Raw genomic sequence first — 26,929 nt, 5'->3', positions numbered from 1 at the left:
TCGCACTGACTTTTCCCTCCCCCTCGGGGGAGGGTGGCTGAGCCGAAGGCGAGGCCGGGTGGGGGCGGCAAGGCAAGGCCCCACTGATCGTCGCTTGGTCGCCCTACCCTCCCCACCCGGTCGCTGCGCGACCACCCTCCCCCGAGGGGGGAGGGAAAGGCTTCAGCGCGCCAGCAACGCCTCCACCTCGTCCCGCGTCGGCAGCGACGGCTGGGCTCCGGCCCGCGTGGCCGCCAGCGCGCCCGCCGCACAGGCGAACTCCAGCGCCTCTTTCGGCTCCATCCCGTCCAGCATCGCCACCACGATGGCCCCGACGAAGGCGTCGCCCGCTCCCGTCGCATCGATCGCCACGACCTCGGGCGGCGTGGCCCAGGCCGTCTTGACGCCCCGGTGATACATCTCGGCGCCGCGCGCGCCTTGCGTCACCACCACCCGGCCGCCGCCCCGATGCAGGGCGTCGCCATAGAACTCGGCCTCGATCTCGTTGACCACGATCAGGTCGCAGCGCCGCAGCATGGCCTCCGACACCGGCTGGGCGGGCGCCAGGTTGGCGCAGACGAAACCGACCGCCCGGCCCACCGCCGCCTCCACCGTCTCCAGCGGCAGCTCCAGTTGCACGATCAGCGGGCATTCGATCCGGGCCGGCAGCTGTTCCGGCGTCACCAGATGGTTCGCCCCCGCCGCCACCACGATCTGGTTCTCTCCGTGCGGATCCACCGCGATCAGGGCCACGCCGGTCGGCGCCGCCACATCCACCTCGACCTTCGACAGATCGACCCCGAACTCCTCCATCAGGGCCAGGGCCTCGTCCGCCATGGCGTCGTTCCCGACCCGCCCGATCAGATCGACCTCGGCCCCCAGTTTCTCGGCCGCCAGCGCCTGATTGGCGCCCTTGCCCCCCGGATGCCGCGCCAGGGTCGCCCCCGTCACCGTCTCGCCCGCGGCGGGCAAGGACGGCGCCGTCGCCACCAGATCCAGATTGATCGAACCGACCACGGTGATGTTCATGCCGCCGCTCCCAGCCGCTCGACGATCAGGTCGAACACCCCCTGCCCGTCCGCCTCGACGGCCCACAGGTGGCGCGCCTTATCGGCCTCCACCCGGAACTCCACCGCCGTATGGCCGCGCGTCAGATCGCTTACGGTCTCCACCTCGATCCGGCAGGGCGTCAGCTTGAACAGCCCGGGCTTCAACAGCCACGCCACCGTACACGGATCATGCAGGGGCGCCGCATCCCAACCGACGATGGTCCGCTCGATCCGCTGCGAGAACCTCAGCATCGCCGCCGCCATATCGGCCGACGCATTGCCCACCGCCTCGACCGCCGCGATCCGCTCTTCCGTCGCCCGCACCTGATGGGTCGCGTCCAGCCCGAACACCACCATCTCGCAGCCGCTGGCGAACACCTCCGCCGCCGCGTCCGGATCGGCCCAGATATTGAACTCGGCGGAGGCGGTGATGTTGCCCCCCTCGGCCCGCGCCCCGCCCATGACCACCACCGGCCCCAGCCGTTCGGCCAGCTTCGGCTCGGCCCTCAGCGCCAGGGCCACGTTCGTCATCGGCCCCATGACGGCCAGCGCGACCGACCTGGGCTCCGCCTCCATCACGATCCGCACGATGGCGTCCACCGCCGAACCGTCGGCCACCGGAGCGTCCGGCTCCACCGCCGCCAGATCGCCCAGCCCCTCGGCCCCGTGGAACTCTCCCGCCCCCGCCGGTTCGCGCACCAGAGGCCGCGCCGCCCCCGCGTACACGGGCACCTCGTCCCGTCCCGCGACCTGCCGGATGATCCGCGCGTTCCGCGCCGTCTTCTCGACCGGGACGTTGCCGCCCACCGTCGTGATGGCCTTGAGGTCCAGCTCGGGCGACCCGAAGGCCAGCAGCAGCCCCACGGCGTCGTCCACGCCGGGGTCGCAGTCGATGATCAAACTCTGTCTTTTCACCCGCCCTGAATGCGGCCGCGCGCGCTTCGTCGCAACCCCGTCCGCGTTCTCAAGCCCCCGGATCGAGACAGGCCTTCACGCAGGCCGCCGCCAGCACCTCGGCGGAATCGACCAGCGGAACCGACACATCCACCGCCGACAGCAACAGGGGAACCTCCGTACACCCCGCGATCACCGCCTCGGCGCCCTGACCGACCAGGGCCGCCCCCAGCCGCTCCATGGCCGCGCGATTGTCCGCCCCGACGTCGCCGCGCTTCACGCCGTAGACGCAGGCCATGAAGCCCGCCCGGTCCTCGCCCTGCAACACCACCGGCGTCACCCCCGCCGCCGTCAGGGCCTGGACGTACAGGGCCTCCCCGCCCGGCGTGGCCAGGATGCCGATGGACTGCGCGTCGGACGCCTTCGCCGCCGCCACGGTCTCGGCGATCATGTCGATGAAGGGCAGGCCCGCCGCCACGATGCCGGGCTTCTGGGCGTGGGCCGTGTTGCACGGCATGGCCAGGACCTCGGCCCCCGCCGCTTTCAGCCGCTCGGCCATCCGCCCCAGTTCGGCCTCCGCCTCGCCCGGCCGCGTGTTCCGGTCCGGCACCTGGGGGTTCATGTCCATGACGACCCGGATGTGATCGGCGTCGCCTTGCGCCGGCGTCAGCGCCTGCACCCGCGCCAGAAACGCCACCGTCGCGGCGGGCCCCATCCCGCCCAGAACACCCAGAACCTTGGCCATAAACGTCTCCCTTCGCATGCGTCTCTCCCACTTGGCAGGCAGACGCCGTCCCATCCCTATTGGCCGCCGACGGCGCCGCCCTGACGCTGCGCTCGCGCCGGGCGGCCATCTGATTGCGGAACGGCCCTAGCCCAGCATCGCGTCCAGTTCGCCCTGATAGCCGAACAGGCCCTGCGCCCCGCCGGTGTGCAGGAAGACCACCCGCTCGCCCTCGAACTTCCCGGCCCTGGCCAGGGCGATCAGCCCCTTCATCGCCTTGCCCGTATAGACCGGGTCCAGCAGGATCCCGTCCGCCCGCGCCGCCAGGGTCAGGGCGTCCACCACCCCCTGGTCGATCAGGCCGTAACCCTCGCCGACATAGTCGCAGTCGGCCACCACCATCGCGTCCTTCACCCGGTCCGGATGGCCCAGCAGGGCGGCCGTCTCCTTCGCCAGTTTCAGGACGTTGGCCTCCTGCTTCTCCTTGGGCGCCCGGACCCCGATGCCCAGCACCGGAATGTCCGCGCCCAGCACGGCCAGACCGGCGACCAGCCCCGCATGGGTCCCCGCGCTGCCCGTCCCCGTCACGATCCGGTCGACGGCCAGGTCCAGTTCATCGGCCTGGACCACGATCTCGCGCGCGCAATCGACATAGCCCAGCGCCCCGATGGCGTTCGACCCACCGCCGGGGATGACATAGGGCTTGCCGCCCTTCGCCCGAACCTCTTCCGCCGTCTTCTCCAGCTCGGCCGGCATGTCCGATCCTCCGGGCACGGAACGAAGCGTCGCCCCAAACAGCCGGTCCAGCAGGACATTGCCGTTGTGGACATAGTCGGTCGCCTTCGACCCGGTCCGCTCCTCCAGGATGATCTCGCACTTCAGCCCCATCAGGGCGGCGGCGGCGGCCGTCTGGCGCACATGGTTCGACTGCACCGCGCCCTGGGTCACCAGGGTGTCGGCGTCCTGCTCGAAGGCGTCGCCCAGCAGGAACTCCAGCTTGCGCGTCTTGTTGCCCCCGCCGGCCAGGCCGGTGCAGTCGTCCCGCTTGATCCAGAGGTCGATGCCCAGCGCCTGCGACAGGCCCGGCGCGGGCTCCAGCGGCGTCGGCAAATGGGCGAGGCGCACGCGGGGGAAACGGGCGAGATGCATGGTGGGGCTCCGGCTAGAGGTTCTCTCTATCTAGCCGTCCCGCCGCCGCCCGTCTCTCCCGACGTCAGCCGAACGCGCGCCGCCGTTGCAGATGCAGCGCCGCCCCGCCCGCCAGCATCAGACCCAGCAGGATCATCGCCCATTCCGAAAGCGTCGGCACGGGGGCGGGCGGCGCCCCCAGGGTCACCGTTCCCGGCCCATTGAATCGCATGGTGTAAGGTCCGTTGGGGCTGCCGTTCACCCACGGCCCACCGACAAAGGTGTAGGTGCCCGCGGTCAGGGTCCAAACGACCGCAGTATCGTTGGATGCGATACAGTTGGTGGCCGGCGCCGCCGGGTTGAACGCCCCGTTGTAGATCGCATAGCCGCCGTCGCTAGGCCCCATGTCCGTGACGGTATATGCGCCCGTCGTGCTCACGGTCACGGTCACCGACTCGATGGCATGGGCCGCGGTGGAGCCAACGACGCAGGGCTGGCCGCTGGCGTAGATCGCCGTGGTCGTCGGGCTGGCCCCGGTGGTGGTCACGGTGATGTTCGAGACCACCTGAGCCTGACTGGCTCCAGCAAAAGTCAGCACAGCGAGAGCGGCGACCGCCCCAGAAATAATCGTTTTCATTCAAGCCCCCAAGATTTCTCGCTGAGTATCCCGAGACCTTGGGTCGATCAAGTTGCGTCAGAAGCCGGACACTTTTGGTAAGCTCGCCTTTGCGGTGGCGACTACCCCGCCTGAACCCCTCCCTCCGCCACCATCTGCATCTCGGCGAAATGCTCGGCCTCGTCCGGCGCGGCCATGGCGGCGCGCGCCCGCGTCACGATCCGCGAACTGCCCTCCAGCGTCCGGTGCACGGGGCATTTGTCGGCGATCTCGAACATCCGCGCGCGCTGCTCCTCGGTCAGCAGACCGTCCAGGGTCAGGGTCCGTTCGAAAACGTCCGGCGGCGTCTCGCCCGCCCGCTTCTCGTGCCGCACCTCGACCGAGGCCCGTTCCAGCGGCAATCCTTTCCGCTCGGCATAGAGCCTCAGCGTCATCACCGTGCAGGCCCCCAGACCCGCCCCGACCAGCTCATAGGGCGTGGGGCCCGACGCCATGCCGCCGACCGAGACCGGCTCGTCGCCCAGCAGAACCGCCCCGCCCGCCTCGATCTTCACCTGGAACCGCCCGGCGCCCGTCTCGGCGACCCGCACCACCCCGTCCGCCTCGGCCCCGCCCATCGGCGTCGTCATGTCCTCGATGTAGCGCGACGCCCAGGCCGCGATCACGCTGGCCGCATAGACGGCGTCTTCGGCCCGCGACAGCAGGTGGTCCGCCTTGTCCAGCGAGACGAAGCTCTTCGGATGTTTCGCCGAGACATAGAGACCGGTCGCCTCTTCGATATCGACCACCTGATCGACCGGCGAATGCAGGATCAGCAGCGCCCGCTTCAGCGTCTCCAGCCGCGCCCTCTGGTCCTGCTTCCACAGGTCCTCGGCATAGCCGTACTCGACCGGAAAATCCTTGCCGCCGATGTGGATCGCCCCGTCGACGATCTTCATCTGGGTCACGTCGAAGGGCGCCCCGATGGTCGCGACCGCCTTGACCGTCGGCAGTCGTCCCGCCGCCGCGATGGCCGCCGCCCCGCCCAGACTGTGCCCGATCAGAAGACCCGGCGCGCAGCCCTTGTTCGCCATATGCTCGCCCGCCGCGACCAGGTCTTCGACGTCCGAGGTGAACCCCGCCGCCGCCGACCGGTCGCCTGCGCCGGCGAAGTCCAGCCTCAGCGTCCCGACCCCTTCGTTGGCCAGGGCCCGACTGATCCGCGTCGCCGCCAGATTGTCCTTCCCGCAGGTGAAACAGTGGGCGAACAGGGCGAACCCCCTTGCCTGACCACTGGGCCGATCCAGCACCGCGTTCACATGCCGCCCGTCGGGCGTGGTGAAGTCGAAGGGTTCGGTCTGCATGGTCGGGCTCCGGTTCGCCCCGTCAGCCATCCCGCCCCGCGCCGCGAAACGCAAACGGAAAGGCGTGCTCCGTCAGGTCAGCCGCTGACGCGTGACCATCAGGGCGGCGGCGCCCGCCAGGATCGTGCCGAACAGGATCATCGCCCATTCGGTCATGGTCGGCACCGGCGCCGGGGCGGCGACGGCGAAGGACTGTTCCGCCTGGGTGGCGGCGAACCCGCCGCCCGCCGACTGGCTCGCCACGACCGTGCAGGTCCCGCCCCCGGTCAGCGACACCGTCGCCCCCGCGACGGTGCAGACGCCCGCCGACGCCGGCGTGACCGAAAACGTCACGGGCTCGGTCGAGGTCGAGGTGGTCGTCACCGCGTACATCCCGCCCGTGGCCGCCGACGAGGACGGCGTGCTGGTGAAGCTCAGGACCGGAACCAGCAAGGGACCGACGCCGCTGGCCAGGGCGCCGGAGCGGAAATTCCACAGCAGGCGATAGGCGCCGGGACCGGCCGGGATCACCCCGACCCCCGCGCGTCCGGCCGAGCCGCCGTTGATGCGGATGCTCTGGCTCGACGACGGATAGGCCAGACCCTCGCCGTTGATTTCCAGGTCGAAATCGCCGGCCGCGATATCGGAGCGGTCGATCAGCACCAGTTGGACGCTACCCCGGTCGCTGGGCAGCGAGCCGGCGCCTCGGGTCGGCGAATAGCCGACGTTGCGAAAGCTGGCCACGAAGGCCGACCGACCGCCGACCGAGGTCGTCCCATAGGTCGCCGTCCCCACCCCAGCCCGGATGTCCAGGTCGTCCACGAAGCCGGGGAAGGCGCCCAGCACGTCCAGCGTCCGGAACCCGGCGTTCGAGCCCAGCAGGATCTGGGTGTGGGTCGTGCCCCCCAGACGAAGTCCGAACCCCGGCGTCACCTGGATCTCGTAGTCGTCGCCCAGAGCCATCGAGGTCGGGGCGGCCGGGTCCGGCCGGAACGACTGGGCCTGGGCCGTGGAGGCGACGAGCGCCAGCGACAGGGCGGCGACGGCCGCGACGAATCTGAACATGGAAAACTCCCCCGGGATCGATACAGAAACCCGGGTTTCCACACGGGGCGTCGGCGAGGCAACCGAACAAATCCGTCCTATTTTCTCAGACCCCGCCTCGCCCATTGCGGGCGACCGCCCCCCGGCCTATCGTCGCCGCGTTCTCCCGGGGGTCGCGCTCAAGCGGCTGAGATAGAGGTAGTCCTCTGACCGGCCGAACCTGATCCGGGTCATGCCGGCGAAGGGATGAGTACGCTTCGGTCCACCACGCCACAGGACCATCGTCATTCCCGCGAAGGCGGGAACTCGCTCCGACGTCGGCGCAGCCCTCAACGCTAGAGGCCGCCATGAACATCCACGTTCCCGTCAACGAACCCTCGCACGATCCCGCCGTGGATCTGTCCCTCAAGGACGCCCGCGAGCAGGTGATGAAGGAGACCGGATCCATCCCGACCGGCGAACGCGAGGGCTCGCGCAAGGTCTACGTTTCCGGCGAACTCTACCCCGACATCCGCGTCCCCTTCCGCGAGGTCGCCGTCCACCCCAGCGCCAACGAGCCGCCGGTGACGATCTACGATTCCTCCGGCCCCTACACCGACCCCACGGTGACCATCGACATCAAGAAGGGCCTCCCCCACGTCAAATCCCGCTGGCAGCTGGATCGCGGCGACATCGCCCCCGTCCTCAACCCGCGCGAGGTCAAGCCCGAGGACAACGGCCACGCGTCGGGCAAACACCTCGCCCCCCGCTTCGACGTCTCCAACCACAAGGTGTTCAAGGGCGTCGAAGGTCGCCCTGTCACCCAGTACGAATACGCCCAGGCCGGCATCATCACGCCCGAGATGGAATACGTCGCCATCCGCGAGAACCTGCGCCGCGAGCAGAACGCCCCCTGCATCCGTGATGGGGAAGATTTCGGCGCCAGCATTCCCGACTTCGTCACGCCCGAGTTCGTGCGTCAGGAGATCGCGCGCGGCCGCGCCATCATCCCGCACAACATCAACCACCCCGAGGTCGAGCCGATGATCATCGGCCGCAACTTCCTGGTGAAGATCAACGCCAACATCGGCAACTCGGCCGTCCTGTCGTCGGTGGACGACGAGGTCGACAAACTGGTCTGGGCCACCCGCTGGGGCGCCGACAACGTCATGGACCTGTCGACGGGTCGCAACATCCACAACATCCGCGACTGGATCATCCGCAACTCGTCCGTCCCCATCGGCACCGTCCCCATCTACCAGGCGCTGGAGAAGGTCGGCGGCGTCGCCGAGGACCTGACGTGGGAAGTCTTCCGCGACACCCTGATCGAACAGGCGGAACAGGGCGTCGACTATTTCACCATCCACGCGGGCGTCCGCCTGCCCTTCGTGCCGATGACGGCCAAGCGCGTCACCGGCATCGTCTCGCGTGGCGGCTCGATCATGGCCAAGTGGTGCCTGGCCCACCACAAGGAGAGCTTCCTGTACGAGCATTTCGAGGACATCTGCGACATCATGCGGGCCTACGACGTGTCGTTCTCGCTCGGCGACGGCCTGCGTCCCGGCTCCATCGCCGATGCGAACGACGAGGCCCAGTTCGCAGAACTCCGCACCCTGGGCGAGCTGACCAAGATCGCCTGGGCCAAGGGCTGCCAGGTCATGATCGAGGGCCCCGGCCATGTGCCGATGCACAAGATCAAGGCCAACATGGACGAGCAGCTGAAGCACTGCCACGAGGCGCCCTTCTATACGCTGGGGCCGCTGACCACCGACATCGCCCCGGGCTACGACCACATCACCTCCGCCATCGGCGCGGCCCTGATCGGGTGGTTCGGCACGGCCATGCTCTGCTACGTCACGCCCAAGGAGCACCTGGGCCTGCCCGACCGTCAGGACGTCAAGGACGGCGTCATCACCTACAAGATCGCCGCCCACGCCGCCGACCTGGCCAAGGGCCACCCCGCCGCCCGCATCCACGACGACGCCCTGTCGCGCGCCCGGTTCGAGTTCCGCTGGGAGGACCAGTTCAACCTCGGCCTCGACCCCGAGACGGCCCGCAAATACCACGACGAGACCCTCCCCAAGGAGGCCCACAAGACCGCCCACTTCTGCTCCATGTGCGGCCCGAAATTCTGCTCGATGAAGATCTCGCAGGACATCCGGGACGCCGCGCGCGGCCAGAACGACGCGGGCGGCTCGCTGGAGGCGGCGGAGGCCGGCATGGCCGAGATGTCGGCGAAGTTCCGCGCCGGGGGCGGGGTGGTGGAGGTGAAGGTGTGAGGGCTTCGCTGGAGTCAGTCGGTTAACCAAAAACCAGCGATGGTTGCGATTCAAACGCAATTAGTTCATGGTTTGTTCTCATGGCCGAGACCAGCATCGAATGGACGGACGCGACCTGGAACCCGGTCGCGGGCTGTCTGGTCATCTCTCCCGGATGCACCAACTGCTACGCCATGCGCATGGCGGCGCGGTTGGAGGCCATGGGCGTCCCCAAATATGAGGGCCTGACCCGCAAGAGCGGCCAACGCTACGTGTGGACCGGAAAAGTCCGGCTGGACGAAGCCTCGCTGGACATTCCGCTGAAGTGGAAGAAGCCACGCAAGATTTTCGTGAACTCCATGTCGGACCTCTTCCACGCGGACGTGCCGGCCGAGTTCATCGCGCGAGTGTGGTCCGTCATGGAACGGACGCCTCACCACACATACCAAATCCTGACCAAACGACCCGACCGCATGCGGGAAGTTCTGACATCGCTCGGCCTGCCTAAGTTGGCGCATGTTTGGCTTGGCACCAGCGTGGAAGACGCTGCTGTGCTGTCACGCCTCGACGATCTGAGGGCTACCCCAGCAATCGTTCGCTTCGTCTCTTTCGAACCACTGATCGGTTCGGTTAAAGGCGCGGATCTCACCGGCATTCATTGGGCGATTGTTGGCGGCGAATCCGGCCCGAGATCACGCCCCATGGAGGAACTCTGGGTCGATGAAATCCGGCTTGCCTGCCTAGCCACGCGCACGGCGTTCTTCTTCAAACAGTGGGGCGGTAAGAACAAGAAGGCGGCCGGACGAACATACCGCGGGCAGACGTGGGACGAGCTACCCAGCCTTCAGTAGATGCTCGACTATGGGCTTCGCAGCTTTCCAAGCGGCGTCGCTTGGGTTCGCCATGAGGAAAAACAGTGAAAACATCGGCGAGCCCTGATCGTTGTAAAGCCTTTTGGGGCCCGCAACTCTTGGGAAAATCGTTCTAAAGCGCTCAGAAACAAAGCCTTCCAGCACTCCGAGATCACCAGTCCTCTTGGTCTCGATAGATTCCTCTCCAAACAAGTTGGGTTGGACTTTGGAGTTGTACCACGCCTCCTCCCACGCGTTGGTGCCCAGGAAACGCGTCAGCGAAGCTCGTTTCACTTCGCATAGGTCGGACGGATCTTTCGTCGCCTGACGGTAGAGCCCCGACAACGAAACAAGATACCAAATGTCCATAGCTTTCGTCTGCGCGATAGCTTCCAACGTCGCCCAGTCCACCTGAAGGCCATAGGGGTCGAGAAACACCACTGCCCGCGTGGATTTCCACCCGTTCCATCCTTGAGCGAGCTTCAGAAGCTCATTCGCATCGCCTTTGTGAACTGTGATGTCGCGGTCGGGATATTTAGCTTTCAGCGTCTCGAGCGCAGCGACATGTTTGGGCTTCTGCTCCATGAAAATCAGGCGATCGAATGGAGGAGAAATATCGATCGCAATTTGGGCCGAACCCTTTCGGCGATCCACCGTCTCGGGGATGTGGCCAACTAAGGTGTCCTCGGCGGCGATGCGTTTGGTTATCTCCCCCGTGCCTGCAAACGCATCAATATACCAAAGCTTGAACCCCTTGGGTCGCATCAATGTGGCGTAGGATTTCAGATATCCTTGGACCATCGAAAGCTTGAGGCTCGTCGACAGGCTGCCAAACTCATGCTCACCGATTTCTGACAACGGCTTCCCCTTAAGCGTAGCATTGTAGTCAGCCCCACAACGCTGAGATGTGCAATCCCTGCAACGATCCTCGTCTTGCTTCTGCTAGGATCGCCTCATGTTCAGCATCCTCGCCTACCCCGAGTTGATCCTGAGAGCCGGTCAGGACGCCGCGTGGACGGCCAAGCACGGCACGCGCGAGGAGAAGTCCGGCAAGTTCCTGCCGCCGCCGGGCTGGAAGGGTCGTCTGATCACCGGCGCCCCCGGCGAACTGGACGACCTGAAGTCGAAGAAGACCGGCAAGGCCGCGTAGGGACGCCCGCCTCTCGGAGGATGCGCGACGCCCCAAGTTGACAAAGGATCGTCCGATTTCCCCCATCGAAACAACGCCCCGATCTTTCGAGAGCCCTTTTCCTTAACGTCCCTCGAAACGCCTCTACACTGTTCGTCCCGCTACGGAAGGTCAGCGCATGGACGATCCACGCCAATCCGAACGCTTCGGACTCTTCGGACGCTTCGGACGGTGTTTTGGAGTCCGGATCGGCCCTGTGAAACCCGAAGTGGCTTGACGCGGGGGTCGTCGATCCGCGATCCCCAAGAGGCATCCCCGGAGCCCGCACCATGCCCATCGCCCGCACCCAGGTCCTGACCGCACTCGAGGCGCAAGGCGTCTGTCCGGTCTTCTACAACCCGGACCCGGAGGTGGCGATGAACGTCATCCGCGCCTGCGCGCGCGGCGGGGCCAAGGCCATCGAGTTCACCAACCGGGGCGATTTCGCCGTCGATCTGTTCGGGGACATCGCGCGGGAGCTGGGCCGCACCGATCCGGACGTCATCCTGGGCATCGGCTCGGTCATCGATGCGGGGACGGCGTCCCTGTATCTGAACCGCGCGGCGCGGTTCGTGGTCTCGCCCGCGCTGGTGCCCGAGGTGGCCGTGGTCTGCAACAAGCGGATGGTCGCCTATTTCCCCGGCTGCGGCTCGGTGCGCGACATCGTGGAAGCGCAAGCCCTGGGCGTCGATATCGTGAAACTGTTCCCGGGCGCCTCGGTCGGCGGGCCGGACTTCGTCAAGGCGGTCATGGGGCCCATGCCCTGGACCAAGATCATGCCGACCGGCGGCGTCGACCCCGACCCCGCCTCCATCGCGAAATGGTTCGGGGCCGGGATCGTCGCGACCGGCATGGGGTCCAAGCTGGTCACCGACGCGGCGGTGAAGGCGGGGGACTGGGCCGGGATCGAGGCCTCGGTCCGTGCGGCCGTCGAAGCGGTGGCGGCGTTCCGGGCGGGGCAATAACGTTCTCCCTCCCCCTCGGGGGAGGGTCGGCGATGCGGAGCATCGGCGGGGTGGGGACGGCCAGGCGACGTGGCGACAGTCTTGTGCCGTTTCGCCTTGCCGCCCCCACCCGGTCGCTGCGCGACCACCCTCCCCCGCAGGGGGAGGGAAAAGGCGGTTAGCTCAGCACCACGATCGCCACGCGGCGGTTCTGGGCGCGGCCTTCGGCGGTGGAGTTGTCGGCGACGGGGGCTTCCTCGCCGTAGCTGATGGTGGCCATGCGGTTGAGCGCGATGCCCTGGCGGCTCAGCGAGCGACGCACGGCCTCGGCGCGGGCGGCGCCCAGCTGGTCGTTATAGGCTTCCGGGCCGGCGCTGTCGGTGTGGCCCTGGATTTCCAGGTAGACGTTGACGTTCTCGGCCTTCAGCCGGTTCGCCAGTTCCGTCAGACGGGCCTCGGCCTCGGGCGACAGGGCGTCGCGGTCCGACGGGAATTTCACCGAGTCGTCCGACAGGACGACCTCGTACATGAACTTGCCCTCGGCCAGCTGCTGGGCCGCCGTGGCGCGTTGCAGGGCGTCGTTGGCCGTGCCCTCGACGACGCCCAGACGGGTGTCGGTGGCGGTGACCCTCTGGTCGACGACCGCGACTTCCTCGCGGACGAAGCCGCGCGTGGCGACACAGCCCGAGGCGAGCACGCCGAGGGCCAGGACGGCGCCGGTCATCAGGACCGGGCGGAGGTTCATGGTCGGGATCGAGAGGGTCTGGGAGGGGGTCAAGGTCGTCTCCTGAAAGGCCGGGGCGCCACGTCCGAATGTCGCGCGGATGTGATCTGGGACACGCTGAAAGGCCTTGGAATGACCGGGATGCGGCATGAATCCGGCACCTTGACCATAAGATCCGTGGTCGGACGTCGTCGGGCGGGCGCCACGATCCTGACGTCTCCGGGTGCTCTGAAAGACGCTTCCGGACGCATCGCGCGTCGCCGAAACGGGCGGTCCCTTGCCCCCAAGCGTCGAAAGCCAAACGGAAAAGCGAGAAATCCGCCGTGGGCGGACGAAGCCTTCACGCCGCGCCTGGGCGCCCGGTCTGGCCGTCAGCGTCGGCGCCCATCTGGCGGGTCTCGCGGCTTTCCTGATGGTCGCCCCGACCCCGACGATTTTTTCCGTGGAGCCTTCGCCGGATCCGGTCATGGTCTCCCTGACCCCGCCGCCCCCGCCCCTTCCGGTCGCCGAACCGGACCCGCCGCCGGGCCCCGCCGAGCCCTCCCAAGCCGCCGAACCGCCCGCCCCGACCACCCTCGCCCCGCCGACGCCCCGTCCCCGTCCGCCGGCCGCGCCGCGCACGCCCCGTCCCGCCCCGCCGGAGGTCGAACCCCTGCGGGTCGCCGCCGCCCCGCCGGGTCCCGCGCCCGCCCCGCCGCCCGCCGGCCTGACGATGGCCCAGCTGGCCGGCGCGGCCACGGCGGGTTCGGGCTCGGGCGGCGGGGGGGACGGCGCGGCGGGCGGGGGCGGAGGCTCCGGGACCGGCGCGGGCCGCTGCGACATGGTCCAGCGGGTGCAGGACGCGCTCAGAAGCAACCCCGGCGTCATCGCATCCGCCGCCCGCGCCCAGAGCGCCCTGTCCGCCTCGCACCGGGCGCTGCTGGTCTGGGACGGCGACTGGGTCACCAATCCGGGCGAGGCCGGGCGCGGTCTGGCGGGCCTGCGTCAGGCCATCGCCGTGGCCATCGCCTTCGCCCCCGCCGAATGCCGCCGCCAGTCCGTGCGTGGCCTGGTCCTTCTGACGCTGGAGGATGACGCCGACGGCCCCCGCCTGGCGCTCGGCGAAAGCCAGTGGCGCTGGTCCGACCTGACCGGCGCGGGCTGACCCCAAAAGAGAAAGGGCGGCGGGATCTCTCCCGCCGCCCTCAAGGCCTTCAACCTGTACGCAGACTTACGCCGCCAGACGCCCCAGCAGGGCCGACAGGGCCGTCAGACGCGCCTTGGTCGCGTCCGTCGCGCCTTCCGGCGCCGTGGCCAGTTCGGTCGACAGACGACGCGCCGCGCGCTTGTCGGCGGTACCGCCGCGCCAGCCTTCGATCACCGTGCGGGTGCGGGCCTCGAGGTCGTCGGCGATGGCGTCGGTGCGGGCCAGCTGGTCGACGTAGGAGGCGGCCACGTCCGGGCTGTCGGCCCAGGTGATGCGGGTCTGCAGCTGGGGATTGATCTCATTGGCCGTGATCGCCTCGGCCGCCGCGATCTCTGCCGCCGACAGCTGGTCCGACGGGATCAGTTTCAGCACGTCCAGACCGCGCGCGATCTCGCTGGAATAGACCCGGCCGTTGAACCAATAGGCCGACCACGAACCGCCGACGTACATGCGCTCGGCGCTGATCGGACCGCGGTCGAAATAGGCGATCTCGACCGGCTTCATCGGGTCGGTGAAGTCCATGACCGAGATGCCGCCCTGATACCAGGACTGGACCATCAGGTCGCGACCCGGCACCGGGATGATGTTGCCGTTGTGGGCGACGCAGTTCTCGGTCTCGCCCTGCGCCGACGGCAGCTTGTGGAAGCTGCGGGGCGTCAGGGTGCGGTCTTCGATGGTGGCGACCATGTTGGCGCCCCAGGTCGCGGGATCCTCGGCGCGGCAACGCGGGCTGGTGCCGCCGCCCCACTCGTCGGTGAAGACCACCTTGTCGCCGGCGTTGTTGAAGGTGGCCGAGTGCCAGTAGGCCATGTCCGGATCGAAGATGTCCGAGGTCCGCTTCGGGTTCACCGGATCGGAGATGTCCAGCAGGATGCCGTTGCCGCTGCACGCGCCGCCGGCCAGGCCGATCTCCGGATAGACGGTGATGTCGTGGCACTGGTTGGTCTGGGCCGTGTTCTGGCTGGCCAGACCGGCGCGCCCGCCGCGCCACAGACCGGCGACCCGGCCCGTCGTCACATCGGCGAAGATGCGCGGACGGTTGACCAGCTCGGCGTTCTCCGGATGGTCCAGCGGCACCTTGATGACGTCGATGGAGAACAGGGCCGTCTCGGGGTTCTCGTCCGGCTGGCCGTCGGTGCAGATGTCCAGCTCGCCGGTCTTGCGCACGCTCGAGGTGCCCTGGCCGTAGACATAGAGGACGTTGCGGTCGGACGGATCGGGCAACAGGGTGTGGGTGTGCGAGCCCCGGCAGGTCTGGACCGCCGCGATCTGGCGCGGGTCGTTCAGGTCGGAGATGTCGAAGATGCGGACGCCGCGGAAGCGCTCGGCGCTGACGTCGCCCTCGTTGCCCGCGCCCGAGCAGTCGATGCGGCCCCGGTTCTCCTCGACCGACATGAACAGCAGATTGCCGTGGACCGAGACGTCGCCCTGGCCGCCGGGGCAGACCACCGACATCACCAGACGCGGCGCGTCGCCCGTGACGTCATAGGCGTTGAAGCCGTTGAAATTGCCGACGAACAGCTTGCCGTTCGACACGGCCATGTCGGAGTTGGCCATGCCCAGAGGGCTGAAGCTGCGATTGCCCTCGGCCGCCGTGCGCATGGCGGCGCGCTCCTCGTCGGTCCGGGGCGGCGAGAACATGGTCTGGTCGGTGCCGAAGCCCGGCGCGTGCGGCGTGTGGGAGATCAACTCCATGCCCAGAACCGCCTGGCCTGCGTCCTCGAAACCGGCGGACAGGGCCGAACGGGCGTCGGCGGCGATCACCTGGACCGAACCACCGGACGACGATTGCTGCGCCATGGCGGTGGTCGCGCCCAGCAGCACGCCGAGCGCGCAGGCCGAGGTCAGGAGGGTCTTTCTCACGTTCATGGTCGGCTCTCTCGGTGTCGGAAGGGGGATCAGGAGGCGGTCGGAAGTTCGGAAAGCAGGGACTGCATGCGCAGGATCTCCGCCTGCTGGTCGGCGATGACGGCGGCGGTGAAGTCGGACAACAGGGTGTCCTGGGCCGCGTTCGGCGTCTCCATCAGGGCATGGACCATGTCGATGGCCCCCTGGTGGTGCTGGATCATGCCGGTCAGGAACAGGGCGTCGAACGCGGGGCCTTCCGACGCCGCCAGGGTCCGCATCTGGCGCGGCGTCAGCATCCCGGCCATCACCGGCGTGTCGTCGGGATCGGGCATGGCATGCCCCATGGCGGCGTGATCCATCCCGTCATGAGCGCCGTGGCCCATCGCGGCGTGATCCATGCCCTGCATCTCCAGCGGCCGGCCGCGCTCCTCCAGCCAGTTCCGCATGATCGCCATCTCGGCCTCCTGGCTCAGGGCGATGCGTCTCCCCAGGAGCTTGACCCGACGATCCGAGCCCCGCGTCTCCAGAAGGCCGACCATCTCCACCGCCTGGGCGTGGTGGACGATCATATGCTGCATGAAGGCGACGTCGGCCTCGGTGAAGCTGGTCCGGCCCAGCTCCTTCGCCTGTTCCGGCGTCACGATCCGCGACGGCTGACCCGGCGCGCCGGGCTGGAAGATCGGCGGCGAGGCGGGGGGCGGGGTCTGGGCGAGGGCCGGTCCGGCGAGGAGGCCCGCCGTCAGGGCCGCGAGGATGCCGAACTCAAAGCGCACGCGTGGCCACTCCCATCATGGCGCAATCCGGCCACAATCCAGACTAGGCGCTTCCAACGCCATTGGGCAAGCCGTCGCAGAAATCTCGGCGCCCAGCCCCTTGAGAAAGTGGACACCCGTGTCCACTTAGCGCTCACGATGACCCGCCCCCTGCGAAAAGACGCCGCCGATCGCCGCTCCGCCCTGCTGCGCGCGGCCGCCGACGTCTTCGCCAAGGAAGGCATCGACACCCCCCTCGATCGCATCGCGGAACAGGCGGGCGTCGGGCGCGCCACCCTCTATCGCAACTTCGCCAACCGCACCGAGATCGCCCTGGCCGTCCTGCTGGTCGAGGTCGAAAGCCTGGGCGAACGCTTCGCCGACCCGGCCGACCCCGAGGCCTTCCTGCATTTCCTCGAGGCCCTGTCCGAGCACCTGAACCGCAATACGGCCCTCGCCGGCGTCGTCCGCGCCGCGCCGTCGCCCGAGATCCTGACCCCGCTCCGTCAGGCCCTGGTCAAGGCCGCCACCCCGGCGCTGAAGCTGTCCCAAGCCGCCGGCCTCGTCCGTCCGGACATCAAGCCCGCCGACATCCGCATCCTCTCGGCCATGCTGGGCGCGGCCCTGCACAACGCCGCCCCGGCCGAGCGGAACGCTCTCGCCCGCCGTTCGCTCAGCCTCGTGCTGGACGCCGTGAGGGCTGAACCATGAGCCGGCGCAACTACGCCCTGCCCTGGGCCCAGTATGTCGAGACGCTTCAGCCGCACGAGCGGCCGATGCTGCCCGGCTCGCCCGCCACCCCCGACCACACCCTGCCCTATCGCCTCGCCTACGGCGCGGTCGGCATGCTGGTCACCGCGACCGGCGGCATCGGCGCGGCCATGATCACCGCCAACACCCAGCAGCTCGTCGGGGCGCTCGGCGTCTCCACCACCGAGGCGGCCTGGCTGCCGGTCGTCTATGTGATGACCAACGCCTGCATGAACCTCTTGCTGATCAAGTTCAGGCAGCAGTACGGCCTCAGGCTCTTCGCCCAGATCTTCCTGATCGCCTACGTCCTGATCGCCGTGGGCGCCTTCTTCTTCGAGGACTACGGCTCGACCCTGATCGTGCGCGCCTTCGCCGGCATGGCGGCCGCCGCCCTGACGTCGCTGGGCTTCCTCTACACCATCCAGGCCTTCCCGGCGGCGCACAGGCTGAAAGGTCTGATCCTCGCCATCGGCGCCTCCAGCCTGGCGCTTCCCGCCGTCCGTCTCTTCTCCAACCACCTGGTCGAGCTCTCGGAGTGGCAGGGTTTTCACGCCTTCGAACTGGGCCTCAGCCTCCTGTCGCTGGCCGCCGTCTTCGCCCTGCGCCTGCCGCCGTCGGAGAAGATGAAGGTCTTCGACCCGCTCGACTTCGTCACCTTCGCCCTGTTCGCCCCGGGCATCGCCCTTTTGTGCGCCGTGCTGGGCTTGGGCCGCATCGTCTGGTGGACGGAAGCCGCCTGGATCGGCTGGGCCCTGATCGGCTCCATCGTCCTCCTGACCACCGCCCTCCTGGTCGAGTTCAACAGGAAGACCCCGCTCATCAACCTGTCCTGGCTGTCCGGCCCGGTCATCGTCCGACTGGCCCTGGTGATCATCGGCGTCCGCATCGTCCTGTCGGAACAGACCACGGGCGCCGTGGGCCTGATGACCCAGTTGGGCGTAGGCCCCGATCAGATGCACGGCCTGTTCGGCCTGATCCTTCTGGCCACGGCCGCCGGCTCCCTGATCAGCGCCTTCACCATGAACCCGGCGAAGCTCGACAAGCCCATCGCCATCGCCCTGGCCCTCATCGCGGTGGGCGCCTTCATCGACAGCCATGCGACCGTCCTGACCCGCCCGGCCCAGCTCTATCTCAGCCAGACGATGCTCGCCTTCGCCGCCGCCTTCTTCATCGGCCCGGCCATGATCCAGGGCGTCGGTCAGGTGCTGCAGAAAGGCGCCCAGAACCTGGTCAGCTTCATCGTCGTCTTCAGCATGGGCCAGAACATCGGCGGCCTGATCGGCACGGCCCTGATCGGCACGCTGGAGACGGTCCGCGAGAAATACCACTCCAGCCAACTCTCCGAGAGCATCACCCTCGGCGACCCGCTCGTCGTCCAGCGCCTGCAACAGCTCTCCGGCGCCTACGCCCGCACCCTCGGCGACCCCACGCTGCGCGCCGCCGAGGGCCAAGTCCTGCTGCAACAGCAGATCACGCAACAGGCCCACGTCCTCGCCTACAACGACGTCTTCCTCCTGATGTCGATCTTCGCCGCCCTGGGCTGCGCCTGGGTGACCTTCAACCATTTCCGCCCCCGCCTGCAGGCGCGGCTGGCCGAGCGCGACGCCGCCTCGGCCGCCGCCGCCGTCGAGTAAGACCCATGACCGACACCACCGCCCCCGTCGCTCCCGCCGCCGCCCCGGCTCCCGTCGTCCAGCCGCCCCAAGAGGCTCCCAAGAAGCGCGTCCTGTTCGCCGTCGTCCTGATCGCCGCCGCCGTGATCGGGATCGGCCTGATCCTCTGGGCCTGGCGCCTGCCGCCCTTCACCTCGGGCGTCCAGCACACCGACAACGCCTATGTCCGGGGCCAGGTGACGGTCGTCGCGCCCCAGGTCACCGGCTATGTCACCGCCGTCGCCGTCCAGGACTTCCAGACGGTCAAACAGGGCGACCTGATCGCCACCATCGACGACCGCATCTATCGCCAGCGTCTGGAGCAGGCCCAGGCCGCGCTGCACGCCGCCGAAGCGCAACTGGCCAACTCGACCCAGTCGCAGACCTCGGCCCGCGGCTCCGTCGCCCAGACCGAGGCCAACATCGCCGGCGCCCAAGCCTCGGTCGCCAAGGCCCAGGCCGATTTCAACCGCTCCCAGACCCTGTTCGAAGGCGGCTGGGTCGCCCAGGCCCAGGTCGACGTCGCCCGCACGGCCCTGCGCGCCGCCCAGGCCCAGCTCGCCGCCTCCCGCGCCCAGGAAGGCATCGCCCAGACCGGCGTCACTTCATCTGTCGTCGGGCGGGGCGCCCTGGAGGCCAATGTCGAAAGCGCCCGCGCCGCCGTCCATCTGGCCGAGATCGACCTGAGCAACACCCGCATCGTCGCTCCCCGCGACGGTCGCCTCGGCGAGATCAGCGTGCGTCAGGGCCAGCAGGTCGCGGTCGGCACCCAGCTCACCGCCCTCGTCCCTGACGCCCTCTGGATCAACGCGAACTTCAAGGAAAACCAGCTGCGCGACATCCGCCCCGGCCAGCCCGCCGAACTGTCCATCGACGCCCTCGGCGGCCAGACCCTGACCGGCCGTGTCGAGCGGATCGCCCCGGCCACCGGCTCGGAGTTCAGCGTCATCCGCCCCGACAACGCCACCGGCAACTTCACCAAGGTCGCCCAGCGCGTCCCCGTCCGCATCCGCCTCGACCCGGGTCAGGACGGCCTCGACCGCCTCGCGCCGGGCATGTCCGTCGTGGCGCGAGTGGATACGACGGCGCGGTAATTTACCCGTCCACCCCAGCGAAGGCTGGGGTCCAGATCACAGATTCAGGCGGCTTGGATGACGCACCGGATCCTCTGATCCAGCGCCGTCTTTTCCATCTGGACCCCAGCCTTCGCTGGGGTGCACGGATGAGGGCAGTGCTTAAGCCGCCGCGACCAAGGCGTCCCGCTGAACCGCCGTCGCGCGGTGCAACGCCTCATACAGTTTGTGCGGCTCCAGCGGCTTGGCCAGCCAGTCGGTCATCCCCGCCGCGTGACAGGCCGCGACCTGATCGGCTTCCGTCCCGGCGCTGAAGCCGATGATCGGCACATCGGCGTTGACCCCGCCCGACGCCCTCAGCCGACGCGTCGTCTCGTTGCCGTCGATGCCTGGCATGTTGACGTCCATCAGCACGACGTCGAACGCCTGTCGCGCCAGAAGCTCCAGCGCCAGCATCCCGTCCGACGCCGTCGCCAGCTCGACCCCGAGCGGCTGCAACACCAGGGCCAGGGTCCGGCGATTGATCTCGTGATCGTCGACCGCGAGGATCCGCAAACGCGCCTGCGGCGTCACCGTCTCCACCGTCTCGACGCCCGAGGCGACCGCCTGCCCGACCGGCAGGGTGACCCTCAGCGTGAACGCCGCCCCCTTGCCCGCCTCGCTCTCCACCGTCAGGTCGCCGCCCATCAGTCGCGCCAGATCCCGACTGACCTTCAGCCCCAGCCCGGTCCCGCCATAGGTCCGCGCCACCTCCGACGACCCTTGGGCGAACGGAGTGAACAGCCGGTCCATCGCCTCGGCCGGAATGCCCGCCCCCTGATCCCGCACGGTGATGCTCAGGCGTCGCGTCTCCAGCGTCGGCGACGTCACCGCCACCTGCACGTCGATCGCGCCTCGGGCCGTGAACTTGATCGCATTGGACAGCAGGTTGTTCAGCACCTGGCGCAGCCGGTACGGATCGCCCGACAGCCACAGGTCCGGCGCCACCGTCGTCGCCGTCAGGGTCAGCCCCTTCTCCGCCGCCTGTGCGCGCCAGAACCGCTCGGTGTCCGAGATCATTCCGGCCAGGTCGAAGTCGCGCGCCTCCAGCGACATCGCCCCCGCCTCCATCTTGGAGTGGTCCAGCAGATCGTTCAGCATCCGTGTCATCAGGCCGCTGGCGTCCACGATCAGCTCGGCCGTCTCCACGCGTTGCTCCGGCGCGGTGTCGTCGAGAATGACCTGCGCCCCGGCCTGGATGGCGCTGACCGGGGTGCGAAGTTCATGGCTGATGATCGCCGCCATCGCGGCCCGGTCGGCCATCGCGGCCTCGGCCTGCTGCACCCGATGCTCGGCCTCGCCCCGCGCCTTCAGCTCCGCCAGACGCGCCGCATGGACGCGGAAATAGACATTGATGATCGCGCCGACGAACAGCAGCGACCCCAGGCTGGTCAGGATCGGATCGCCCGAGGTCGAGCCCGCCATCGCCATGACCGGCATCGCCGCCAGCGCGACCAGATAGGGGGTCGCCCCCACGAAGAAGATCGACCGCGCCTCGATCCCCGAGGCCACATTGGTCAGAAGCCCGCCGGCGATGATCAGCATGGCGAAGCCCTGCAGCCCCCGCCCGTCGATGGCCCAGATCGCTACGGCCGTCCCCGCGAACAGGGCCGCCATCATGAAGGTCGAGGTCAGGGCCAAGAGCGTGTCCACCACGCGCGGCGTCCGGGTCGACTGGCGGAAGCGGAACATCGCCAGGATCTCGAAGGCCTGGATCACCGCCACGGCGCCCAGCCACGCCGGGATCCACGGCCCCTGCCCCGCGCTATGCAGCGCCCAGGCGACCAGCGCCGCCAGCAACACGCGAACCGGCACCTGTTTGCGCCGCTCGTTCGCCGTCGCCGACAGCAACGACCCCAGATACTCGATATGGCTCATACGCGCCCTCCGTCTCCGGAGTTAGCGGCCGAACACTGACATCCGGTGAATCAACCTCAGGGCGCAACCTGGGTGATCGGCGCCGCCGGCTCGTAGTGGACGCCCACGCCCGGCCCCAGCGGCAGGTCCAGCGCCACCCAGGCCGCCACCATGATCAGCCCCGCCACCAGGAAGGACCCGGCATAGGGCAGCATGGTCGCCATCAGCGATCCCAGACCGAACCGGGGGTCCCATCTCTGGGCGAAGGTCAGGATCAGCGGGAAATAGCTCATCAGGGGCGTGGCGATGTTGGTGACCGAATCCCCCATCCGATAGGCCGCCGTCGTCATCTCCGGACTGATGCCCAGCAGCATGAACATCGGCACCACGATGGGCGCCAGGGCCGACCACTTGGCCGAGGCCGAGCCGATGAACAGGTCGAACACGCACGAGACCAGCACCACCATGATCAGCAGCACCGGCGCCGGCAGGTGGACCTCCCTCAGCACCGCCGCCGCATTGACCGCCAGGATCGGCCCCAGACCCGACCAGTTGATCATGGCCACGAAGTGGGCGGCGAAGAAGGCCAGCACGATATAGGGCGCCAGCTGGGCGATCCCCTCGCCCATCATCCGCACCATGTCCCGGTGCGACTTCACCGTGCCCGCGCCCGCGCCGTAGGCCCCGCCCGCGACGAAGAACATGATGGCGAAGAAGGCGATCAGCGACCGATAGAGCGGATTGAACGCCTGCCCCGGCTCGGCCTCCGGATCGATGAAGGGCGACCCCGGCATCAGGGTCAGCAGGGTCCACAGGGCGATCATGCCCAGGATGGCCAGACCGGCCCATGCCAGCCCCTTCTTCTGCGCCGGCGTCAGGGCCTGCTCCTCCGGCGTCGCCGCCTTCTGGGACGCGCCCGGAACCGGGGTCCAGGCGCCCAGACGCGGCTCGATCACCCGGTCCGTCAGGAACCAGACGATGGGGGTGAAGACCACCACCACCCCGATGATGAAGAACCAGTTGCCCGCGATATTGACCGAGTAGTTTGGGTCGATCAGCCGCGCCGCCGGCTCGGTGATGCCCAGGATCAGGGCGTCCTGCGATCCCGGAAAAAGATTGCCCGCATAGCCGCCCGACACCGCCGCGAACCCGGCCGCCAGACCCGCCAGCGGATGCCGCCCCGCCGCCGCGAAGATCACCGCCGCCAGCGGGATGACCACGACATACGACGCGTCCGACGCATGGTGGGACATCATCCCCACGATCACCACCACCGGCGTCAGGATGGCTTTCGGCGCATTCAAGAGCGCGCCCCGGATGGCGCTGTCGAACAGCCCGGTCCGCTCCGCCACCGCCGCGCCGTAGATGATGGTCACCACGATCGCCAGCGGGGGAAAGTCCGCCAGCGTCCGGGGCATGCCGATGATCAGCTTCTCCAGGTTCTCGCGCGACAACAGGCTCTGGGCCGCCATCAGCTCGCCCGTCACCGGGTTCACCGCCGACCAGCCGAGCCCCGCTCCGACCAGGCTCAGCACCACCAGCCCCAGGATCAACCACAGGAACAGGAAGACGGGATCCGGCAACCGATTGCCGATCCGCTCCACCACATTCAGAAATCCAGAGCCTGCGCTCATCCGGTCCACTCCATCGTCAGCACCCGAATAGCTTTCACCGCCCCGGTCGGCGCAAGCGCGCCGGCCCGCGACATATTCGCCGGCCGGTCCGTGGGGCGTGGGATCGTGCTTAAGCGCCCGCTAAGAAAAATGTCGGTAACTGGACACGTCCCCCCGGATCCCGTTCATGACCGTCACCGACCGCCAGATCGAAATTCGCACCTATCGGCAGAGCGACACGCTCGACAGCCCGGTGCTGAGACGCACGACCGAGATGGCGGCGGCCCTGTTCGACTGCCCCATGGCCTCGGTCAATCTGATCGACGACGACACCCAGTGGCTGCTGGGCCGCGTGGGGCTGGATCCCTGCTCGACCGCGCGCGAGGACGCCTTCTGCAACCTGACCATCGAACTGCCGCCGGGCAGCGTCATGGTGGTCGAGAACGCCGCCCTCGACCCTCGCTTCCGCGACAATCCGCTGGTGACCGGCGAGCCCGGCATCCGCTTCTACGCCGGCGCGCTTCTGACCTCGTCGACGGGGTTCAATCTCGGCGCCCTGTGCGTCATCGACACCGTGCCCCGCGCCCGCCCCTCGAAGGCTCAGCTGGAGCAGCTGACAACCCTGGCCCAGCTGGTCGTGTCCGAGCTGGAACGCGCCCGCTCGGAGAACCGCCGTCGCCAGCAGCAGGACATGCTCAACATGTCCGAGGCCCTCAGCGGCGTCGGTCACTGGCGCGTCCAGATGCCGTCCGGCCGCATCTTCTGGTCCGACGAGGTCTATGAGATCTACGGCGTCACCCGCGCCAATTTCGACCCGCAGTTCAACGAGGCCATGGGCTTCTTCGCCCCGTCCGATCAGGTCCGCCTGAACGCCGCCATCGACGCCACCGTCGCCGGTCGCGGTCCCTACGAGCTGGAGCTGGACTTCGCCCGCAAGGACGGCAGCCCGCGCCGCGTCATCTCCAAGGGCGCCTGCGCCATGGACGCCGACGGCCACCCCGCCCTGCTGTACGGCGTGTTCCAGGACGTCACCGAACAGCGCGCCGCCCTGGTCGCCGCCGAGGAAGCCGCCTCGGTCAAGTCCGACTTCCTGGCCAACATGAGCCACGAGCTCAGAACGCCGCTCACCAGCATCGTCGGCTTCACCGACCTGGCCATGGCCCAGACCGACGTCGCCGCCACGACCCGCGACTACCTGCGCCGCATCGACAACGCCGGCCGCTCCCTGATGTGCCTGGTCAACGACATCCTGGACTTCTCCAAGCTGGAGGCCGGTCAGGTCTCGATCCGCCCGGAGCCGACCGACGTCGAACGCCTGGCCCGCGACGTGATGGAGCTGTTCGCCCCCCCAGATCGGCGCCAAGGACCTGACGCTGTCCCTCTCCATCGCGCCGGAGGCCCGATCTCTGGAGATCGACCCCGACCGCGTCCGCCAGATCCTGCTGAACCTCGTCTCCAACGCCGTGAAGTTCACCGAGGCCGGCAAGGTCGAGCTCGACATGCGCTGGACCGACGGCCGCCTGACCGCCTCGGTCGTCGACACCGGGCCCGGCATGACGCCCGAACAGGCCGGCCGTCTGTTCCAGCGCTTCTCCCAGATCGACGGCTCGGCGACGCGCAAGGCCGGCGGCACGGGCCTCGGCCTCGCCATCTGCAAGGGCCTCAGCGAAGCCATGGGCGGCTCCGTCGGCGTCGACAGCACCCTGGGTCAGGGAAGCCGTTTCTGGTTCGAAATCCAGGCCCCCGCCGTCGCCGCTCCCACCGACACGACCGCCGCTTCGACGACCGAGGCCCCCGCCTTCACCCTGGACGGCGTCTCCATCCTGATCGCCGACGACCACCCGGCCAACCGCGAACTGGCCCAGCTCTTCCTCGCCGGCTTCGGCGCCGAAGTGACCCATGCCGAGGACGGGGTCGAGGCCGTCGAACTGGCCTCGGCCCATCGTTTCGACCTGATCCTGATGGACGCCCGCATGCCCCGGATGGACGGCGAACAGGCCTTGCGCGCCATCCGTCTGTCGGGCGCCAGCCAGTCCGCCCCCATCCTCGCCTACACCGCCGACGCCCACGCCGCCGACGCCCCCGCCTGGCGCGCGAAAGGCTTCCAGGGAATGGTCGGCAAACCCCTGTCCTCGGCCGAATTGATCCAGGCTGTGGCCGAGGCCCTGACCGAAAACCCGCCCGTCAGGCGTTCAGCCCCCCTGGCTCGAGCGTGATTGGGTGATGTCGTCGAGCCAGACCAGGCTCTTGTCCTCGATCACCATGGCCACCTTCGCCGAAAGGTCTGCCGCCCGCACCGGCTTCACCAGATAGCCGCGCGCCCCCAGCGACCGCGCCGTCACCATGTCCTCGGTCGCCCCCGACGCCGTCAGGAACAGCACCGGCACATCGGCCCACGACGCCGCCATCCTCAGATATTTCAGAGCCTCCAGCCCCGACAGCACCGGCATGTGCAGGTCCATCAGCACCAGATCCGGCTTCGGCTCCGCCAGCCTGGTAAGCACCTCGGCCCCATCCCCGACCTCGGTCACCTGATGGCCGGCGGCCTTCAGCACGGCGGCCAGATAGTCGCGGATATCGGGTTCGTCTTCGGCGATCAGGATACGGGCGGCCACGGTCAACGCTCACAACGACGGATGGGGAGAGTCGCCAGCCTGTGCGACGCCGTTCGTCGACGCAACCCGTTCCGCGCTCACCGCGACGTCGCGGACGACCGCCGCCCCCGCCCCCGTCCCCGCCCACTGGGCGCCGGATTGTCCAGCGCCCGCTCCCACGCCTTTTCCTCGCTCAGCCCGGCCTCGCGCCCGGCAGCGACCTCCGCCTCGACCTGACGGCACCGTTCCCGCCACAGCAGCTTGACCGGCAGGTCCGGATCGAAGGTCCTGTCCGGCCGAATCCTCAGCCGGTCCGACACCGTCCCGCCCGCATCGTCCAGCACCTCGGCCACCACCCTCAGCGGCACATTGTAGGCGTCCATCCCCACCGCCGCCTGCCGGTCCGCCAACCGTGCATAACTCTCCGCCAGCCCGGCCAGAGCCTTGGCCTCGGCCCACAGCCGCCCCTTCATCGCCCGCCCCGAGGCCAGGGTCGCCGCCCGCGCCAGAGCCGCCGGGTCCGAGGCGTCGTGGTCCTCCGCCGGCGCCGGTCTGAACAACCCTTTCAGCGCCCGCGATCCCACCGGGTTCATCGCCCGGTGCGCCGCCTCCTCCTCCTCGACCAACCGCGCATGGGCCCGCGCCCGCGCGTCGCCGACATTGCGCTTGCCCGCCCCCATCAGCGCCGCCTGTCGATAGACCGACGACGGCGCCACCATCCATTTGGCCCCGACCTCCTTGGCCGTCGCCCCGTTCTTGTAGTCCTCGATGGCCAGGGCCCAGGTCTCGGCCTCCAGACGGAAATGAGTGGCGGGCGCGTCTGCGGAGGCTTTTGTCATCCCCACAGTCTAGGGCCGCCCCAAACGGCGCCAGCAAAATGGCTCT

Annotated in this window: 24 protein-coding genes, 1 pseudogene and 1 riboswitch; of the genes and pseudogenes, 10 read left to right on the top strand and 15 right to left on the bottom strand. The window is 68.7% G+C overall.

The window, feature by feature from the left end; genetic code table 11:
* Nucleotides 1–162: 162 nt before the first annotated feature.
* The 7 genes from ACETK8_RS04640 to ACETK8_RS04610 all read right to left on the bottom strand — a co-directional run bounded on the left by ACETK8_RS04640 (nt 163) and on the right by ACETK8_RS04610 (nt 6,777).
* Nucleotides 163–1,008, bottom strand: a complete 846-nt coding sequence (locus tag ACETK8_RS04640; RefSeq protein WP_374038347.1) for a ribokinase — start codon at nt 1,006–1,008, stop codon at nt 163–165.
* A complete protein-coding gene (locus ACETK8_RS04635; RefSeq protein WP_374038346.1) occupies nt 1,005–1,928 on the bottom strand; it encodes a nucleoside hydrolase in 924 nt (307 codons plus the stop codon). Before ACETK8_RS04635 ends, ACETK8_RS04640 begins: the two co-directional genes overlap by 4 nt.
* A gap of 64 nt (nt 1,929–1,992) precedes the next feature.
* The gene (locus ACETK8_RS04630; RefSeq protein WP_374038345.1) at nt 1,993–2,667 is read right to left on the bottom strand and encodes an aspartate/glutamate racemase family protein; all 675 of its coding nucleotides are present in this window, start codon (nt 2,665–2,667) and stop codon (nt 1,993–1,995) included.
* 126 nt (nt 2,668–2,793) lie between these two features.
* On the bottom strand, nt 2,794–3,795 hold the full coding sequence (locus ACETK8_RS04625; protein WP_374038344.1) for a D-cysteine desulfhydrase: 1,002 nt from the start codon (nt 3,793–3,795) through the stop codon (nt 2,794–2,796).
* Nucleotides 3,796–3,859: 64 nt separating this feature from the next.
* The gene (locus tag ACETK8_RS04620) at nt 3,860–4,411 is read right to left on the bottom strand and encodes an IPTL-CTERM sorting domain-containing protein (RefSeq protein ID WP_374038343.1); all 552 of its coding nucleotides are present in this window, start codon (nt 4,409–4,411) and stop codon (nt 3,860–3,862) included.
* A 101-nt stretch (nt 4,412–4,512) separates the two neighbouring features.
* Nucleotides 4,513–5,733, bottom strand: a complete 1,221-nt coding sequence (locus tag ACETK8_RS04615) for an alpha/beta fold hydrolase (RefSeq protein WP_374038342.1) — start codon at nt 5,731–5,733, stop codon at nt 4,513–4,515.
* A gap of 72 nt (nt 5,734–5,805) precedes the next feature.
* Nucleotides 5,806–6,777, bottom strand: coding sequence for an IPTL-CTERM sorting domain-containing protein (locus ACETK8_RS04610; protein ID WP_374038341.1), 972 nt, complete (start codon nt 6,775–6,777; stop codon nt 5,806–5,808).
* 135 nt (nt 6,778–6,912) lie between these two features.
* Nucleotides 6,913–7,021: riboswitch (TPP riboswitch) on the top strand.
* Between the two features lie 163 nt (nt 7,022–7,184).
* Here ACETK8_RS04610 and thiC point away from each other — a divergent pair.
* Together thiC and ACETK8_RS04600 are read left to right on the top strand one after the other, a co-directional pair.
* Entirely contained in the window at nt 7,185–9,014 is a 1,830-nt protein-coding gene (thiC, locus tag ACETK8_RS04605) for a phosphomethylpyrimidine synthase ThiC (RefSeq protein WP_374039347.1), read from the top strand.
* 80 nt (nt 9,015–9,094) lie between these two features.
* Complete coding sequence (locus ACETK8_RS04600; RefSeq protein WP_374038340.1) at nt 9,095–9,844, top strand: DUF5131 family protein; 750 nt, start codon at nt 9,095–9,097, stop codon at nt 9,842–9,844.
* On the opposite strand, the gene ACETK8_RS04595 is transcribed toward ACETK8_RS04600, so the two are convergent.
* Nucleotides 9,827–10,702: a three-Cys-motif partner protein TcmP gene (locus ACETK8_RS04595; protein ID WP_374038339.1), complete on the bottom strand. Its 876-nt coding sequence runs from the start codon at nt 10,700–10,702 to the stop codon at nt 9,827–9,829. The two genes, ACETK8_RS04600 and ACETK8_RS04595, sit on opposite strands and share 18 nt — an antisense overlap.
* A gap of 97 nt (nt 10,703–10,799) precedes the next feature.
* Here ACETK8_RS04595 and ACETK8_RS04590 point away from each other — a divergent pair, with 97 nt between their 5' ends.
* The gene (locus ACETK8_RS04590) at nt 10,800–10,994 is read left to right on the top strand and encodes a hypothetical protein (RefSeq protein ID WP_374038338.1); all 195 of its coding nucleotides are present in this window, start codon (nt 10,800–10,802) and stop codon (nt 10,992–10,994) included.
* Nucleotides 10,995–11,302: 308 nt separating this feature from the next.
* The gene (locus ACETK8_RS04585) at nt 11,303–11,977 is read left to right on the top strand and encodes a bifunctional 4-hydroxy-2-oxoglutarate aldolase/2-dehydro-3-deoxy-phosphogluconate aldolase (protein ID WP_374038337.1); all 675 of its coding nucleotides are present in this window, start codon (nt 11,303–11,305) and stop codon (nt 11,975–11,977) included.
* Nucleotides 11,978–12,134: 157 nt separating this feature from the next.
* Here the strand turns inward: ACETK8_RS04585 and ACETK8_RS04580 are convergent, their stop codons facing one another.
* Nucleotides 12,135–12,701, bottom strand: a complete 567-nt coding sequence (locus ACETK8_RS04580) for an OmpA family protein (RefSeq protein WP_374039346.1) — start codon at nt 12,699–12,701, stop codon at nt 12,135–12,137.
* A gap of 391 nt (nt 12,702–13,092) precedes the next feature.
* Between ACETK8_RS04580 and ACETK8_RS04575 the strand changes: the two genes are divergently transcribed.
* Nucleotides 13,093–13,824, top strand: a complete 732-nt coding sequence (locus ACETK8_RS04575) for a hypothetical protein (protein ID WP_374038336.1) — start codon at nt 13,093–13,095, stop codon at nt 13,822–13,824.
* A gap of 66 nt (nt 13,825–13,890) precedes the next feature.
* On the opposite strand, the gene ACETK8_RS04570 is transcribed toward ACETK8_RS04575, so the two are convergent.
* Nucleotides 13,891–15,735 (bottom strand): LVIVD repeat-containing protein, encoded by a 1,845-nt coding sequence (locus ACETK8_RS04570; protein ID WP_374038335.1) that lies wholly within the window; start codon nt 15,733–15,735, stop codon nt 13,891–13,893.
* 29 nt (nt 15,736–15,764) lie between these two features.
* Nucleotides 15,765–16,487, bottom strand: a complete 723-nt coding sequence (locus tag ACETK8_RS04565; protein WP_374038334.1) for a DUF305 domain-containing protein — start codon at nt 16,485–16,487, stop codon at nt 15,765–15,767.
* A gap of 138 nt (nt 16,488–16,625) precedes the next feature.
* Between ACETK8_RS04565 and ACETK8_RS04560 the strand changes: the two genes are divergently transcribed.
* From ACETK8_RS04560 to ACETK8_RS04550, 3 genes are read left to right on the top strand one after another with little or no spacing between them, the layout of a single operon-like run.
* Entirely contained in the window at nt 16,626–17,177 is a 552-nt protein-coding gene (locus ACETK8_RS04560; protein WP_374038333.1) for a TetR/AcrR family transcriptional regulator, read from the top strand.
* Complete coding sequence (locus tag ACETK8_RS04555; RefSeq protein WP_374038332.1) at nt 17,174–18,850, top strand: MFS transporter; 1,677 nt, start codon at nt 17,174–17,176, stop codon at nt 18,848–18,850. The genes ACETK8_RS04560 and ACETK8_RS04555 overlap by 4 nt, the downstream gene beginning before the upstream one ends.
* Nucleotides 18,851–18,855: 5 nt before the next feature.
* The gene (locus tag ACETK8_RS04550) at nt 18,856–19,962 is read left to right on the top strand and encodes an HlyD family secretion protein (RefSeq protein ID WP_374038331.1); all 1,107 of its coding nucleotides are present in this window, start codon (nt 18,856–18,858) and stop codon (nt 19,960–19,962) included.
* Nucleotides 19,963–20,103: 141 nt separating this feature from the next.
* Here the strand turns inward: ACETK8_RS04550 and ACETK8_RS04545 are convergent, their stop codons facing one another.
* Both ACETK8_RS04545 and ACETK8_RS04540 read right to left on the bottom strand, forming a co-directional pair.
* A complete protein-coding gene (locus ACETK8_RS04545) occupies nt 20,104–21,858 on the bottom strand; it encodes an ATP-binding protein (protein ID WP_374038330.1) in 1,755 nt (584 codons plus the stop codon).
* A 56-nt stretch (nt 21,859–21,914) separates the two neighbouring features.
* The gene (locus ACETK8_RS04540; RefSeq protein ID WP_374038329.1) at nt 21,915–23,471 is read right to left on the bottom strand and encodes an AbgT family transporter; all 1,557 of its coding nucleotides are present in this window, start codon (nt 23,469–23,471) and stop codon (nt 21,915–21,917) included.
* A 166-nt stretch (nt 23,472–23,637) separates the two neighbouring features.
* Here ACETK8_RS04540 and ACETK8_RS04535 point away from each other — a divergent pair.
* Nucleotides 23,638–24,666: pseudogene (locus ACETK8_RS04535) on the top strand (PAS domain-containing protein); the annotation flags it as partial.
* Nucleotides 24,667–24,913: 247 nt separating this feature from the next.
* Entirely contained in the window at nt 24,914–25,666 is a 753-nt protein-coding gene (locus ACETK8_RS04530; protein WP_374038328.1) for a response regulator, read from the top strand.
* On the opposite strand, the gene ACETK8_RS04525 is transcribed toward ACETK8_RS04530, so the two are convergent.
* Both ACETK8_RS04525 and ACETK8_RS04520 read right to left on the bottom strand, forming a co-directional pair.
* Nucleotides 25,643–26,065 (bottom strand): response regulator, encoded by a 423-nt coding sequence (locus tag ACETK8_RS04525; protein ID WP_374038327.1) that lies wholly within the window; start codon nt 26,063–26,065, stop codon nt 25,643–25,645. The genes ACETK8_RS04530 and ACETK8_RS04525 overlap by 24 nt on opposite strands.
* A gap of 77 nt (nt 26,066–26,142) precedes the next feature.
* Entirely contained in the window at nt 26,143–26,883 is a 741-nt protein-coding gene (locus ACETK8_RS04520; RefSeq protein WP_374038326.1) for a hypothetical protein, read from the bottom strand.
* Nucleotides 26,884–26,929: the final 46 nt, after the last annotated feature.

Source organism: Brevundimonas staleyi (genome assembly GCF_041893865.1).
GTDB lineage: Bacteria > Pseudomonadota > Alphaproteobacteria > Caulobacterales > Caulobacteraceae > Brevundimonas > Brevundimonas staleyi.
The sequence above is the reverse complement of the archived record's forward strand: the minus strand, read 5'-3'. Positions and strand labels throughout refer to the sequence as shown.

Coding starts and splice junctions, on each gene's coding strand:
- ACETK8_RS04575 (WP_374038336.1), top strand. CDS start 13,093: ATGGTCGCCCCGACCCCGACGATTTTTTCCGTGGAGCCTTCGCCGGAT.
- ACETK8_RS04560 (WP_374038333.1), top strand. CDS start 16,626: ATGACCCGCCCCCTGCGAAAAGACGCCGCCGATCGCCGCTCCGCCCTG.
- ACETK8_RS04610 (WP_374038341.1), bottom strand. CDS start 6,777: ATGTTCAGATTCGTCGCGGCCGTCGCCGCCCTGTCGCTGGCGCTCGTC.
- ACETK8_RS04615 (WP_374038342.1), bottom strand. CDS start 5,733: ATGCAGACCGAACCCTTCGACTTCACCACGCCCGACGGGCGGCATGTG.
- ACETK8_RS04590 (WP_374038338.1), top strand. CDS start 10,800: ATGTTCAGCATCCTCGCCTACCCCGAGTTGATCCTGAGAGCCGGTCAG.
- ACETK8_RS04550 (WP_374038331.1), top strand. CDS start 18,856: ATGACCGACACCACCGCCCCCGTCGCTCCCGCCGCCGCCCCGGCTCCC.
- ACETK8_RS04640 (WP_374038347.1), bottom strand. CDS start 1,008: ATGAACATCACCGTGGTCGGTTCGATCAATCTGGATCTGGTGGCGACG.
- ACETK8_RS04625 (WP_374038344.1), bottom strand. CDS start 3,795: ATGCATCTCGCCCGTTTCCCCCGCGTGCGCCTCGCCCATTTGCCGACG.
- ACETK8_RS04540 (WP_374038329.1), bottom strand. CDS start 23,471: ATGAGCGCAGGCTCTGGATTTCTGAATGTGGTGGAGCGGATCGGCAAT.
- ACETK8_RS04620 (WP_374038343.1), bottom strand. CDS start 4,411: ATGAAAACGATTATTTCTGGGGCGGTCGCCGCTCTCGCTGTGCTGACT.
- ACETK8_RS04600 (WP_374038340.1), top strand. CDS start 9,095: ATGGCCGAGACCAGCATCGAATGGACGGACGCGACCTGGAACCCGGTC.
- ACETK8_RS04585 (WP_374038337.1), top strand. CDS start 11,303: ATGCCCATCGCCCGCACCCAGGTCCTGACCGCACTCGAGGCGCAAGGC.
- ACETK8_RS04545 (WP_374038330.1), bottom strand. CDS start 21,858: ATGAGCCATATCGAGTATCTGGGGTCGTTGCTGTCGGCGACGGCGAAC.
- ACETK8_RS04555 (WP_374038332.1), top strand. CDS start 17,174: ATGAGCCGGCGCAACTACGCCCTGCCCTGGGCCCAGTATGTCGAGACG.
- thiC (WP_374039347.1), top strand. CDS start 7,185: ATGAAGGAGACCGGATCCATCCCGACCGGCGAACGCGAGGGCTCGCGC.
- ACETK8_RS04570 (WP_374038335.1), bottom strand. CDS start 15,735: ATGAACGTGAGAAAGACCCTCCTGACCTCGGCCTGCGCGCTCGGCGTG.
- ACETK8_RS04520 (WP_374038326.1), bottom strand. CDS start 26,883: ATGACAAAAGCCTCCGCAGACGCGCCCGCCACTCATTTCCGTCTGGAG.
- ACETK8_RS04630 (WP_374038345.1), bottom strand. CDS start 2,667: ATGGCCAAGGTTCTGGGTGTTCTGGGCGGGATGGGGCCCGCCGCGACG.
- ACETK8_RS04580 (WP_374039346.1), bottom strand. CDS start 12,701: ATGAACCTCCGCCCGGTCCTGATGACCGGCGCCGTCCTGGCCCTCGGC.